Source organism: Pseudomonas sp. BF-B-26, assembly GCF_019956495.1.
Lineage (GTDB): Bacteria > Pseudomonadota > Gammaproteobacteria > Pseudomonadales > Pseudomonadaceae > Aquipseudomonas.
In genome coordinates, this window is the sequence record NZ_JAHBDP010000012.1 from 1 (window position 1) to 12,572 (window position 12,572).

Sequence of the window (12,572 nt, forward strand, 5' to 3'; positions counted from 1 at the left end):
GCTCGCGAAGGCGGCGTGTCAGTCGACATCAATATTGACTGACATGGCCCCTTCGCGAGCAAGCCCGCTCCCACATTGGTTTCGGGTTGGTCCCGATCAATCGTCTGCGTTCGGATCGAGATCCGGAAACATCACTTCGGTATACCCGAACTTTCTGAAATCACTGATACGCGAGGGGTACAACCGGCCGATCAGGTGATCGCATTCATGCTGCACTACCCGCGCGTGGAAGCCTGACGCAATGCGCACAATCGGCTGCCCTTTGGGGTCGAAACCTTCGTACCGAATGTGCTGATAGCGGTCCACCGCGCCGCGCAGGCCGGGCACCGACAGACAGCCTTCGAAACCCTCTTCCAGCGTCGGGCTCAACGGCGTGATCAACGGGTTGATCAGAATCGTCTGCGGCACCGCTTCGGCGTCCGGATAGCGTTCGCTGTGCTCGAAACCGAAGATCACCAGTTGCAGGTCGACGCCGATCTGCGGCGCAGCCAGGCCAACGCCACCGACGCTCTCCATGGTCTGGAACATGTCGTCAATCAGTTGCCACAGCTCCGGGCTGTCGAACATGTCGGCAGGCACTGGCGGGGCAATGCGCAGCAGGCGTTCGTCGCCCATTTTCAGGATTTCACGGATCATTTGATGACTTCGTCAGTGGTCGGCTTGATCGAGTGGTCCCGACCCAGTCCCGACACATGTTGTTTGTGTTCGTGGCTGTGCTCGCCGGGGAATTTTTCGCCATCATCCTTGCCCTCGGTCGACATGTGCTCGATCACCGCATTCATCTCGGCGCCGAGCAACAGTACGGCGGCGGAAATGTAGAAGTACAGCAACAGCACGATGATCGCGCCGATACTGCCATACATGGCGTTGTAGTTGGCGAACATCTTGACGTACAGACCGAAGCCCAGCGACGCAATGATCCACACCACCACCGCCAGCACCGAGCCAGGGGTGATGAAGCGAAACTCTTGTTTGACGTCGGGCATGACGTAGTAAATCAGCGCCACCGCCATCATCAACAGAATCACCACCACCGGCCAGCGCACGATGGTCCAGAGGGTCACGATGAAGTCTTCGAGGCCGACTTGCGAAGCAATCCAGGCCATCACCTGCGGCCCGAGCACCATCAGCGCGGCGGCGATCAGTAGCATGCCGGCGATGCCGATGGTGTAGAAAATCGACAGTGGGAAACGCTTCCACGCCGGCCGGCCTTCGACCACGTCGTAGGCGGCGTTCATCGCGCTCATCATCAGCCGCACACCGGCGGACGCGGTCCACAGGGCAATCACGATACCGACCGACAGCAAGCCACCCTTGGATTGCTGGAGCTGGTCGATGACCGGGTTCACCTGCTCCAGCGCCTGGGGCGGCAGAACCAGTTCCGATTGCAGGCGCAGCCAGGAGAAGAAGTCCGGCAGGTGCAGGAAACCGATCAGGGCGATCAGGAACAGAATGAAGGGAAACAGCGAGAACAGCATTTGATAGGCCAACGCCGAGGCATAGGTCGACATCTCGTCGTCGACGAACTCGGTGATCGTGCGCACCATGACACGGTGCAGGCGCTGGCCTTTCATGTGTGGGAAAAACATTAGCGTCTCCTTTCGCCGCAAATTTGGTTGAAGTCGTGGCGACTCAGGGGCCGTTTTCTACATCAAAGTAGCGTACTTGGCGAGTTTGAAACAATTTCCTTGTGCAAGTTCAGGCCGACACAAAAACGGCCATCCGCGGATGGCCGTTTCTGTTGCTCATCAAAGGCCGGATCAGGCCTTGTCGATGCCTTTTTTAAGAGCATCCTTGGCTTTGCCGATCGCTTGCTGGGCTTCACCTTTCCTTTCCTGAGCGACGCCTTCAGAGCGCATTTTTTCGTTACCAGTGGCCTTGCCGACGCCTTGCTTGACGTTGCCGGCGGCTTCGTTGGCCATGCCTTTTACTTTATCGCCAGTGCTGCTCATGGTGTTTCTCCTGTGAACAATTCAACGGGGAAAGTGGTTACACAAGGTTGACCGGAGGCGTTTGTGCGGAGTTTCATTTATTTTCACGGCGACATTTCATCGTTCAGTGCAGGTTGGGCTTTATGTTTGCCGACCAACCCCCGAGAATGCGCAACGTATTCAGGCCATGGCGCTGAAGATCCAATCCCGTAGGAATGTTATGAAACTCGATAAAAAGCAGGCCATTGCCCGCAGAAACCAGGAACTTGGCGGTGCTGTGCTTGGCGTCAACAACTGCCATTTCACCGAATTGAACCGCAACCGCAACATCTGGTGGTTCGATATTCCGGTCGCGCGCCTGGCCGTTGGTCAGTACGAGTGGGTTCACCTGCTGATGCACACCCCGGAAACCGACGAACTGCTGCACCTGAAAGTGCCGACGGTGTTCCTGCGCGAGAAGCTCGAAGGCCTGGTGGTGCGCAACGAAGGCAAACGCAAAGCGGCCCTGAGCCTGGAACTGAGCGCCGACAAGGACTCATACCTCCAGGACATGCGCCCGGCGGGTACCAACGTCAATTTCGCGCAGTTCCGCCTGTAAAATCAAAAGCTTCGCGAGCAAGCCCGCTCCCACACTCGATCGCATTCCTTCTGGATGAACTCGATTAAATGTGGGAGCGGGCTTGCTCGCGAAGACGGCCTGACCGGCGCTGAAGATTTCCCTGACGACAACAAAAAGCCCCGCATCTGCGGTAATGCTGTTCACTTAAGCGCGGCGTCCACATTTGTGGCGAGGGGATTCATCCCCTCGCCACAAGGGCACTTCTGATATCGCATTAAACAAAAAGCCCCGCATCTGCAGGGCTTTTTGTTGGTTACGCGCTTACCTTCTTGACGCCGAGCTTCTTCAGCTCTTCGTCGCGCAACTCGCGGCGCAGGATCTTGCCGACATTGGTGGTCGGCAGCGCATCGCGGAATTCCACGGCTTTCGGCACTTTGTATCCGGTGACGTTGGCGCGCATGTGCTCCATCACCTGTTCCTTGGTCAGCGTCACGCCCGGTTTGGCGACGATGAAGATCTTGATCGCCTCGCCCGACTTCTCGTCCGGCACGCCGATGGCTGCGCATTGCAGCACGCCCGGCAGGGTCGCCAGCACGTCTTCCAGTTCGTTCGGGTACACGTTGAAACCGGAGACCAGGATCATGTCTTTCTTGCGATCGACGATGCGCATGTAACCGTCAGGCTGAATCAGCGCGATGTCACCGGTCTTCAACCAGCCTTCGCTGTCGAGGATTTCATCGGTGGCGTCCTGACGTTGCCAGTAGCCCTTCATCACTTGCGGACCTTTCACACACAGCTCGCCGATGTCGCCTAACGGCTGTTCAACGCCGGCATCGTCGATGACTTTGCACAGGGTCGACGGCACCGGAATACCAATGGTGCCGATCTGGATGTTCTGGATCGGATTGACGGTAGCCACCGGGCTGGTTTCGGTCATGCCGTAACCTTCGCAGATGGCGCAACCGGTGACCGCTTTCCAGCGCTCGGCGGCGGCCAGTTGCAGGGCCATGCCACCGGACAGGGTGACTTTCAGTGCAGAGAAATCCAGCTTGCGGAAGGCTTCGTTGTTGCACAGGGCGACAAACAGCGTATTGAGCCCGACGAAACCGCTGAACTTCCACTTCGACAGTTCCTTGACCATCGCCGTCAAATCGCGCGGGTTGCTGATCAGGATGTTGTGGTTGCCGATCAGCATCATCGCCATGCAATGAAAGGTGAAGGCATAGATGTGGTACAGCGGCAGCGGCGTGATCAGGATCTCGCAACCTTCATGGAGGTTGGAACCCATCAGCGCCTTGCACTGCAGCATGTTCGCCACCAGGTTGCGATGGGTCAGCATCGCGCCCTTGGCCACGCCCGTGGTGCCGCCGGTGTATTGCAGCACGGCAACGTCGCTGCTGGCCGGATTGGCTTCGGCGACTGGCTGGCCGTGGCCCTTGCTCAATACGTCGTTGAACTTGATGGCCTTGGGCAAGTGATACGCCGGGACCATCTTCTTCACGTACTTGATGACACTGTTGACCAGCAGGCGCTTGAGCGGCGGCAGCAGGTCGGCCACTTCGGTGACGATCACGTGCCTGACGCCGGTTTTCGGCACGACGAGCTGGGCCAGGTGCGCCATGTTGGCCAGGCAGACCAGGGCTTTGGCACCGGAGTCGTTGAATTGGTGTTCCATTTCCCGCGCGGTGTACAGCGGGTTGGTGTTGACCACGATCAGCCCGGCGCGGATGGCACCGAAGACGGCGACCGGGTACTGCAACACGTTAGGCAGCTGCACGGCGATTCGATCGCCCGGCTGCAAGTCGGTATGCTGTTGCAGGTAAGCGGCAAAGGCACCGGACAATTCGTACAGTTCACCGTAGGTGATTGTCTTGCCCAGGTTGCTGAATGCCGGTTTGTTGGCGAAGCGTTGGCAGGACTGCTTCAACACTGCCTGAATATTCGGATACTCGTCTGGATTGATGTCGGCAGCAATCCCGGCAGGGTACTTATCCTTCCAAAAGTCTTCGATCATGGAAGCCCACTCCTCAGCAACGCGAATTCATCACCGCATTTGATGCGATTATTATTGGTGTATGTTTTTTATTGGTGAATCTGGCTTTTATATAGGCCGAGAAGTCACAAAAGCGCGCCGAGAGTAGCAGCTTTGCCAAGGGCCGACTAGAGCCAAAAGTCGCCTCTACAGTCACTTTAATGACTCAAGAATAGAAGGCGGTCATTTTAGAGCAAAAACCCTATACAGTCTTGAAAGGCCCTGAATCCGGGGCTTTCGCCCCTTTAAAAGCATCACGGGCAAGCCATGCTCCTACAGGTTTGCGTCGCTCACCCTGCTTGTGAACAACACTGAACCCGTAGGAGCATGGCTTGCCCGCGATCCGCGCGAAGCGCGGCCATTCACCACTCAGGCGATATCACGCAGCTCCCGCCGCAAGATCTTGCCCACCGGCGTCATCGGCAACGACTCACGCAAGACAATGTGCTTGGGCACTTTGTACGCCGTGAAGTTTTCCTTGCAGTAGGCCTTCAGTTCTTCAAGGCTGACACCCGTTTCACGGGCCACCACAAACAGCTTCACCGCCTCCCCCGAACGCTCGTCCGGCACCCCGATCACCGCACAGTTGGCGACTTTCGGGTGAGCCATCACCACGTCTTCGATTTCGTTCGGGTACACGTTGAAACCCGAGACGATGATCATGTCTTTCTTGCGATCGACGATGCGCACAAAACCGTCCGGGTCGATCACCGCGATGTCGCCCGACTTGAACCAGCCTTCGGCATCCAGCACTTCGGCGGTGGCTTCGGGTTTCTGCCAGTAGCCCTTCATGATCTGCGGGCCCTTGATGCACAGTTCGCCGCGGTCACCCAGCGCCTGCTCGACACCTTCATCGTTGATGACTTTCAGCGTGGTGCCCGGCACCGGCAGGCCGACCGTGCCGAGGCGCGACTTGTCGCCGTACGGGTTGGTGCAGGCCACCGGCGAAGTTTCGGTCAGACCGTAACCTTCGGTGATGCGGCAACCGGTGAGTTCTTCCCAGCGCTCGGCCGTGGCCTTGACCAGCGCGGTGCCGCCGGAATTGGTGAGTTTGAGGCTGGAGAAATCCAGGGTCTTGAAATCCGGGTGGTCCATCAGCGCGACGAACAGGGTGTTGAGCCCCAGCAACGCCGAGAATCGCCAGTTCTTCAGCTCCTTGATGAAGCCCTTGATGTCTCGCGGATTGGTGATCAGCACGTTGTGGTTGCCCGAAACCATCATGCACATGCAATTCGCGGTGAACGCATAGATGTGGTACAGCGGCAGCGGCGCGACCATTACCTCTTGCCCTTCGCGCAACAGCGGCTGGCCGTCATTGCCGAACTGCTCCAGGCACGCCCGCACTTGCTGCATGTTGGCCACCAGGTTGCCGTGGGTCAGCATCGCGCCCTTGGCCAGGCCAGTAGTGCCGCCGGTGTATTGCAGCACGGCGATGTCGTCGAGCGCGATCTTCAGCGGCTTGATGCCCAGGCCCCGGCCCAGGTGCAGCGCGCTCTTGAAGGAAATGGCCTGCGGCAAGGCGTACGCCGGGACCATCTTCTTGACCTTGCTCACCATCGTATTGACCAGCCAGCCCTTGGCGGTGGGCATCAGGTCGCCCATCTTCGCTTCGATCAGGTACTGGATATCGGTGTCGGGCAGCACTTCCTGGACTTTCTGCCCGAACATGTTCAGGTACACCAGCGCCCGGGCACCGGAGTCCTTGAACTGATGACGCATCTCCCGCGCGGTGTACAGCGGGTTGGTGTTGACCACGATGAGCCCGGCGCGCAAGGCACCGAACACGGCAATCGGGTAATGCAGGACGTTGGGCATCTGCACCGCAATGCGATCCCCCGGCACCAGGTCGGTGTGGGCTTGCAGGTAACCGGCGAACGCAGCGCTGTAGCGTTCCAGTTCGGCGTAGGTCAGGGTGATACCCATGTTGCTGAATGCCGGGCGGTCAGCAAATTTCTTGCAGGAACGCTCGAACACCTCGATCACCGACTTGTAGGCCCCTTGATCGATGTCCAGGGGCACGCCGGCCGGGCGTTTGTCATTCCAGAAATCAGGTTGCATTGTTCTTGTCCTCTTTACCTGAACCTAACCGGGGCCGCTTTTCTGTCCTTCTTCACAATAGAGAGCGAAAAAGCGGGGCTCCACGGACACTAGCAGCTATGGCGAATCAGGCAAATATGCGCACGGTCGACATTGATCGTGTGAATCTTGCTGCCGTGGCGTGGCCTGATCAGACGGCACGCTTTGGATGCGCTATACAATGCAACGACGCCCATGCCACATGCAGCCCAATGCAAAGGAACCGCCATGATCCACGACACTTTCTGGTTGACCGCGAGCGACCGCAGCCGCCTCTTCGTCAACCAGTGGCTGCCCGCCACGCCTTTAAAAGCAGTGATCCTGCTGGCCCACGGGATGGCGGAACACAGTGGCCGCTACGCCCGTCTGGCGGAAAAATTCTGTGATCAGGGCTACGGCGTGTATGCGCCGGACCTGCGTGGACATGGCAAAACTGCCGAAAACGGGACGCTCGGCCATTTCGCCGACAATGACGGTTGGTGCAAGGTGGTCGGCGACCTGGCGAGCCTCAACCAGCACATCGGCCAACACCATCCGGGCGTGCCGATTGTGCTGCTCGGTCACAGCATGGGCAGCTACATCGCCCAGGCCTATCTGCTGCACCACAGCGCCAGCCTGCATGGGGCCGTTCTCAGCGGGTCGAACTTCCAACCGGTGGCGCTCTATCGCGCGGCGCGGCAGATTGCACGGCTGGAACGTTTGCGCCAGGGCCCGAAGGGTCGCAGCGCGCTGATCGAATGGCTGTCGTTCGGTTCGTTCAACAAGAAATTCAAACCGGCGCGCACGCGGTTCGACTGGCTCAGCCGCGACCCGGCAGAGGTCGACCTGTACGCCAACGACCCGCTCTGCGGCTTTCGCTGCACCAATCAGCTGTGGATCGATTTGCTCGGTGGGTTGCAGCAAATCAGCAAAGCGTCCAATCTCGCTCAGATTGATCCGGGCCTGCCGTTGCTGGTCATCGGTGGTGAATGTGATCCGGTGAGCGATGGCAAGCGTCTGAAAGATCTGGCCCATGCGCTGCGCGCTGCCGGCAGCCAGAGCCTGCAACTGACTATTTACCCGCAGGCACGGCATGAACTGTTCAACGAGAGCAATCGCGATGAAGTGATCAATGACGTGTTGAACTGGATCGCCCAGGCACTGAGCCACCGTCGGCCACCCAGATCGGAATAGTTTTTTTGAATTTATTTATTCGTGACAGGAATTGAAACAGATGACCCAGGTTACCAACACCCCTTACGAGGCCCTTGAAGTCGGCCAGACCGCCAGCTACAGCAAGACGGTCGAAGAGCGCGACATTCAGTTGTTCGCCGCGATGTCCGGCGATCACAACCCGGTGCACCTGGACGCTGAATTCGCCGCCGGCACCATGTTCAAGGAGCGCATTGCTCACGGCATGTTCAGCGGCGCGCTGATCAGCGCTGCCGTTGCCTGCGAGTTGCCTGGGCCGGGGACTATTTATATCGGTCAGCAAATGAGCTTTCAGAAGCCGGTGAAAATTGGCGACACACTGACCGTGCGTCTGGAGATCCTCGAGAAGCTGCCGAAGTTTCGTGTGCGGATTGCCACTCGCGTGTTTAACCAGCGCGATGAATTGGTAGTGGACGGCGAGGCGGAGATTCTGGCGCCGCGTAAGCAACAGACCGTGACGTTGCCGACGTTGCCGGCGATCAGTATCGGCTGATTGCCTGCCCACTTGTTACAGGCAGGGTGAACTCCTGTGGCGAGGGGGCTTGCCCCCGTTCGGCTGCGAAGCAGTCGTAAAATCTGCCACCGCGGTTAATCAGATCGAACGCGGCGCCTGATTCGGGGGCGCTGCGCCCCCCAACGGGGGCAAGCCCCCTCGCCACAGTGACCGCAGCGCCTCAACTATTGATGCCCCTCCTGCACCTGCACACTCGCCGTCATCCCCGAACTCAAATTCATCCCTTCCGGTAACTTATCAATCTTGATCCGTACCGGAATCCGCTGCGCCAGCCTCACCCAGTTGAACGTCGGCTCGACCTCTGCCAGCAACTGCCCGTCCGGCGTGGTATTGCGATCGGTAATCCCGCGACTGATGCTTTCCACATGCCCCTGCAACCCCTCCCCCGCACTCATCAACCAGACCTTCACCGGATCGCCAACACGAATCCGTGGCAGTTTGGTTTCCTCGAAATACGCCTGCACATAGAAAGTCGAATCGTCGATCAATGCCATCACCGATTGCCCGGCATTCACGTAGTTGCCTTCGGCCAAACGCAGATTGGTGATGTGGCCATTGCGCGGCGCATGGACCTGACTACGGGCGAGGTTGAGTTCCGCAACCTTGGCTTCGGCCTGGGCTTCACGCAGTTCGCCACGGGCGATGCCGGCGTTGATTTGCGCGTTCTCGCGCAGCTCGGCACTGATGGCCTGCGGACCGAGGGCCGCGCGGCGACTGGCTTCTTTCTCGCGCAGATTGAGTTGCTGCTGGCGGGTCTGCACCACCGCCTGGGCTTTCTCCAGCGCCGCTTCGAAACGTTCACGATCAATGCTCAGCAATAAATCGCCGGCCTTGACCTGCTGGTTATCAAAAGCCTTGAGCTCACGCACCCAACCCGAGACGTCCGGGGCGATCACCACCACGTCGGCGCGGATCCGCGCATCCCGAGTCCAGGGCGTGAGCATGTAGTACTGCCACAAATGGAAGCCGGCAAATATCGCCGCCGCCACCAGGCACAAGGTCACCGCGACACGTATCGGTGTTCGCATTTTCAACTCCTTATAAAGGTCCGAGGACGACGGTGATCAAGGTCAATACACAGACGTACAAGGCGCAATCAAACAATGCTTCGTGCCAGATCCAGCGGCCCACCGGCGTCAGGCGCAAGAGCATGCGCAAGGCGCCAGTGACGAGCAGCGCCAGCAACACATAAATCAGAAACGGACTGAGCAGCACGCCACCCACCGACCACTCACGCAAGCCCATGGCTTTGCTCCTGTTGACGGCACCAGGCGCGCCAGCTGCTTTGCAATTGCAGCACCGCGCCTTGGGCCAGTTTCACCGCATCGCTGGGGGGCAACGCGTACAAAGTCTTCAAGAATTCTTCGCTCGGCTGCGCCAACGCTTCGGCGCGACTGCCGACCGGGCCTTGCTCAAGGATTTTTTCCAGCTGTTCGAGATAACGCCGCTGAGGTGCACTGACCGGTGCCTGCGCCACCGCCAGACTCAAACGCAAATGCAGCAGTTCGTCGCCGATGTCCAGGCCGAGCAAGCCGTCGTCCCAGCGACTGCGCGCCGGCTCCGGCAACTCGGGATAGTGCCGCGCCAATTGCAGCAAGCGGTCGGCCATGCGCCCGCCAAACCAGCTTTCGGCACCGCGCAGATTGCGCCGGGTCAGGCGCACCAGATCATCGAGGGTCGCCGCCAGCAAACGTCGGCCATGCCACGTCGGGTTGCGCAGGATCAACAAATGGAACGCCAGCACGGCGGCACCGACGCCAACCACGATGGATTGAGCGCTGTTGAAGAACGTCGCGACATCGAATTTCATCGCATTGAGCGGCGAGACCAGCACGATGAAGTGCAGACAAAATGAGGTCGCCGTCGCACCGATCTGCGGTTTGGCCATGCCCAGCGCGCCGAGGAACAACGGCACGCCCATGCCCATGCACAGCAAGGCAAAACCACTCCATTGCGGCAGCAGGATCTGCCCGACGATAAACGCGGCCGGAATCGCCAGGAAGATCCCGCGCATAAAACTCATGCCGATCTGAGCGCCATTCTCGCGGCTGGCAAACAGACTACACACCACGCACGTCAACAGCAGCGCGCCGGAGGCAGCGGGCCAGGCGGTCGCCAACCAGAAGCACGAGACCACCAGAAACGCCAACGCACTGCGGGCACCGAACATCAGCGCCAATGACAGGTCGCGGTGCGGTGTCAGGGTTCTCGGTGGATCGACCGTCTCCTTGCCCTCCTCAACAGCGTTCAACGCGGCGCTGGCCGCCATGGCGGTATCGAGCAACAAGGTGAAACGAGCCAGGCAGTAACTTTGCGCGGAGCTGATGTGCGGGTCGTGGGAAGCGTCGAGCAACCTCGGACGCAGCGCTTGCAGGGTCGCGGAATCCGGGCTGTCGAGCGCCTCTTGAACCTCGGTCATCCAGGGCAATAGTTGCTCGGCTTCCTGGGGTTCCAATTGCTTCCACTGACGGCGCACCGAACGGGCGATGCGCAGTAGCATCAACAGCTTCTGGCTCAAGCCGCTGATCCCCCGCGCTCGTTGCCGCCCCAGGCTTCCTTCAAACCAGGCATGCTCGCGCTGGGCATCGACGGCGACGATTTTGCCGAGGATTTCCAGTAAGCCTTTACGCGCCTGAGCATCACCGGCCAGGGTTGCACGCGCGGCGTTCATACCGCTTTGCCACGCTGCCCGCGCCTGATCCGCCAGTTGCCGTTCGACCCGCATCGGCCAGAGCAGCGCACTGGCGGCGGTGGCGCAAAGAATGCCCAGGCAGATTTCCGTGCAGCGAGCCACGGCTTGATCGAACACCGTCAGCGGATGAGTAATGGCCGGCAGCGCGATGATCGCCACCGTGTAACCGGCCAGCACGAACGAATAGGACCAGGCGCTGCGCAGCAAAGTCGAACTTGCCGTACACAGCCCTAGCCATAACGCCAAGGCCAACAAAAACAGCCAAGGCGTCTGGGCAAAAACCCCCATGAACACCACTGACATCATCGTCCCGACCAGGGTGCCCAGCAACCTCGCCAGGCCCTTCTGCACCACCATCCCGGACAAGGGCTGAGCGACGATGAACGCCGTCATCAACGCCCAGGCCGGTTGCTCCAGACCCCAGCGTAATGCCAGCCACAGCGCCAGGCCGCCGCCGATCAAGGTTTTGATCGCGAACTGTAAGGCGCGGCGGTCAGGCGCAAACAAAGCCTGCAAGGTGATAGGCACGTAAAGGACTCTTGGAAAGGCGATTTAACGATAGTCGGGATCAGTTCAGTCACTTGGTAAACAAATTATTAGCTAGCTAACTAACATCCGTCCAGTGCTAATTCCCAGACACAAAAAAAACGCCAGACTGGCTGGCGTTTTTGACAGGCAATGAACGCTTACGAGCGTGCGCGCGCCTGGTTACGCAGGGCTTTTACCTGATCGTGATTGCGTTGCACGCCGTGGTACTGACGTTCAACCAGGTCACGAATGCCCACCAGGTTGTATTTGTTGATTTTTTCGATGGCTTCTTTGTAAGCCTTCAGTGCATGGTCTTCACCCCGTTCGGCTTCGTTCAGCACGGCCTCTTCATCCTTGCCGGTGAACATCGCTTTCACGTCGACCCAGCGACGGTGCATATCACCGCTGACGCTGGTGGACGTTTCTGGATCGCCGCCTAGCGAGCGCACCTGCGCTTGCAGTTCGGAAGCCGCAGTGGCGCAGTCGGCGGAACGCTGCATGAACAGGGATTTCAGTTCTGGGTGTTTGATGTCTTCAGCGCAAGTCTTGAACCCTTCCTGGCCGTCTTTGCTGGTTTCAATCAGGTCGTTGAGTACAGAGATGGCTTCTTTATTCATGTCGGTCATTTTCAATTCCTCGCGGGTTGATGAAAGATGCAATAGGTGTTGCATCCTGCATGCCAGCAATGAATCGACTACTTACTACTTATATTTCAATCACTTACCGTTTAACTCGAAATCTGTATCCGTTTTTTTTGCATGATCTGTCATTTGGCCTGCATGCAGAATGCCTGTATTTTCCAGACTGTTTGAATCAAGACGACTGATTGATGAACCCTGAAAAGCTCGAACTGTTGATTACCCGTGAAATGCCCTTCGGCAAATACAAGGGCCGAATCATTGCCGACCTCCCCGGCCAATACCTGAACTGGTTCGCTCGCGAAGGTTTCCCCCACGGAGAACTCGGCGGCTTGCTGGCCTTGATGCAGGAAATCGATCACAACGGCCTGTCGGAGTTGCTCGAACCGCTACGCGCCAAACATGGCAAAC

General features: G+C 58.7%; 13 protein-coding genes. 4 read left to right on the forward strand and 9 right to left on the reverse strand.

The features are described 5' to 3' along the window. Positions 1-96: 96 nt before the first annotated feature. The 3 genes from def to KGB03_RS01165 form a co-directional block, all read right to left on the reverse strand. Positions 97-636 carry a peptide deformylase gene (def, locus tag KGB03_RS01155; protein ID WP_223525959.1) on the reverse strand — a complete coding sequence of 180 codons (540 nt, stop codon included), beginning with the start codon at positions 634-636 and terminating at the stop codon, positions 97-99. Beyond that, on the reverse strand, positions 633-1,589 hold the full coding sequence (locus KGB03_RS01160; RefSeq protein WP_218538805.1) for a YihY/virulence factor BrkB family protein: 957 nt from the start codon (positions 1,587-1,589) through the stop codon (positions 633-635). The genes def and KGB03_RS01160 overlap by 4 nt, the downstream gene beginning before the upstream one ends. A gap of 171 nt (positions 1,590-1,760) precedes the next feature. Further along, the gene (locus KGB03_RS01165; protein WP_008151126.1) at positions 1,761-1,952 is read right to left on the reverse strand and encodes a CsbD family protein; all 192 of its coding nucleotides are present in this window, start codon (positions 1,950-1,952) and stop codon (positions 1,761-1,763) included. Between the two features lie 199 nt (positions 1,953-2,151). Here KGB03_RS01165 and KGB03_RS01170 point away from each other — a divergent pair, with 199 nt between their 5' ends. Continuing rightward, positions 2,152-2,529, forward strand: coding sequence for a hypothetical protein (locus tag KGB03_RS01170; RefSeq protein WP_076028370.1), 378 nt, complete (start codon positions 2,152-2,154; stop codon positions 2,527-2,529). A 274-nt stretch (positions 2,530-2,803) separates the two neighbouring features. On the opposite strand, the gene fadD1 is transcribed toward KGB03_RS01170, so the two are convergent. Then, a complete protein-coding gene (fadD1, locus tag KGB03_RS01175; RefSeq protein ID WP_192411091.1) occupies positions 2,804-4,504 on the reverse strand; it encodes a long-chain-fatty-acid--CoA ligase FadD1 in 1,701 nt (566 codons plus the stop codon). A 387-nt stretch (positions 4,505-4,891) separates the two neighbouring features. Next, the gene (gene fadD2 / locus KGB03_RS01180) at positions 4,892-6,580 is read right to left on the reverse strand and encodes a long-chain-fatty-acid--CoA ligase FadD2 (RefSeq protein ID WP_223525966.1); all 1,689 of its coding nucleotides are present in this window, start codon (positions 6,578-6,580) and stop codon (positions 4,892-4,894) included. 246 nt (positions 6,581-6,826) lie between these two features. On the opposite strand from fadD2, the gene KGB03_RS01185 reads away from it, so the two are divergent. Continuing rightward, positions 6,827-7,771: an alpha/beta hydrolase gene (locus KGB03_RS01185; RefSeq protein WP_223525968.1), complete on the forward strand. Its 945-nt coding sequence runs from the start codon at positions 6,827-6,829 to the stop codon at positions 7,769-7,771. A 40-nt stretch (positions 7,772-7,811) separates the two neighbouring features. Further along, complete coding sequence (locus tag KGB03_RS01190) at positions 7,812-8,282, forward strand: MaoC family dehydratase (protein ID WP_008151121.1); 471 nt, start codon at positions 7,812-7,814, stop codon at positions 8,280-8,282. A gap of 185 nt (positions 8,283-8,467) precedes the next feature. Here the strand turns inward: KGB03_RS01190 and KGB03_RS01195 are convergent, their stop codons facing one another. The 4 genes from KGB03_RS01195 to KGB03_RS01210 all read right to left on the reverse strand — a co-directional run bounded on the left by KGB03_RS01195 (position 8,468) and on the right by KGB03_RS01210 (position 12,149). Continuing rightward, positions 8,468-9,331 carry an HlyD family secretion protein gene (locus KGB03_RS01195; protein ID WP_218538808.1) on the reverse strand — a complete coding sequence of 288 codons (864 nt, stop codon included), beginning with the start codon at positions 9,329-9,331 and terminating at the stop codon, positions 8,468-8,470. A 10-nt stretch (positions 9,332-9,341) separates the two neighbouring features. Further along, positions 9,342-9,548 carry a DUF1656 domain-containing protein gene (locus KGB03_RS01200; protein WP_008151119.1) on the reverse strand — a complete coding sequence of 69 codons (207 nt, stop codon included), beginning with the start codon at positions 9,546-9,548 and terminating at the stop codon, positions 9,342-9,344. Next, entirely contained in the window at positions 9,535-11,523 is a 1,989-nt protein-coding gene (locus tag KGB03_RS01205) for an FUSC family protein (protein ID WP_223525969.1), read from the reverse strand. Before KGB03_RS01205 ends, KGB03_RS01200 begins: the two co-directional genes overlap by 14 nt. A 158-nt stretch (positions 11,524-11,681) precedes the next feature. Next, positions 11,682-12,149 (reverse strand): ferritin-like domain-containing protein, encoded by a 468-nt coding sequence (locus KGB03_RS01210; RefSeq protein ID WP_111451472.1) that lies wholly within the window; start codon positions 12,147-12,149, stop codon positions 11,682-11,684. 203 nt (positions 12,150-12,352) lie between these two features. Between KGB03_RS01210 and KGB03_RS01215 the strand changes: the two genes are divergently transcribed. Continuing rightward, the coding region (locus tag KGB03_RS01215; RefSeq protein WP_223525971.1) for a DUF3820 family protein at positions 12,353-12,572 on the forward strand (220 nt) is incomplete at its 3' end.

Coding starts and splice junctions, on each gene's coding strand:
- def (WP_223525959.1), bottom strand. CDS start 636: ATGATCCGTGAAATCCTGAAAATGGGCGACGAACGCCTGCTGCGCATT.
- KGB03_RS01160 (WP_218538805.1), bottom strand. CDS start 1,589: ATGTTTTTCCCACACATGAAAGGCCAGCGCCTGCACCGTGTCATGGTG.
- KGB03_RS01165 (WP_008151126.1), bottom strand. CDS start 1,952: ATGAGCAGCACTGGCGATAAAGTAAAAGGCATGGCCAACGAAGCCGCC.
- KGB03_RS01170 (WP_076028370.1), top strand. CDS start 2,152: ATGAAACTCGATAAAAAGCAGGCCATTGCCCGCAGAAACCAGGAACTT.
- fadD1 (WP_192411091.1), bottom strand. CDS start 4,504: ATGATCGAAGACTTTTGGAAGGATAAGTACCCTGCCGGGATTGCTGCC.
- fadD2 (WP_223525966.1), bottom strand. CDS start 6,580: ATGCAACCTGATTTCTGGAATGACAAACGCCCGGCCGGCGTGCCCCTG.
- KGB03_RS01185 (WP_223525968.1), top strand. CDS start 6,827: ATGATCCACGACACTTTCTGGTTGACCGCGAGCGACCGCAGCCGCCTC.
- KGB03_RS01190 (WP_008151121.1), top strand. CDS start 7,812: ATGACCCAGGTTACCAACACCCCTTACGAGGCCCTTGAAGTCGGCCAG.
- KGB03_RS01195 (WP_218538808.1), bottom strand. CDS start 9,331: ATGCGAACACCGATACGTGTCGCGGTGACCTTGTGCCTGGTGGCGGCG.
- KGB03_RS01200 (WP_008151119.1), bottom strand. CDS start 9,548: ATGGGCTTGCGTGAGTGGTCGGTGGGTGGCGTGCTGCTCAGTCCGTTT.
- KGB03_RS01210 (WP_111451472.1), bottom strand. CDS start 12,149: ATGACCGACATGAATAAAGAAGCCATCTCTGTACTCAACGACCTGATT.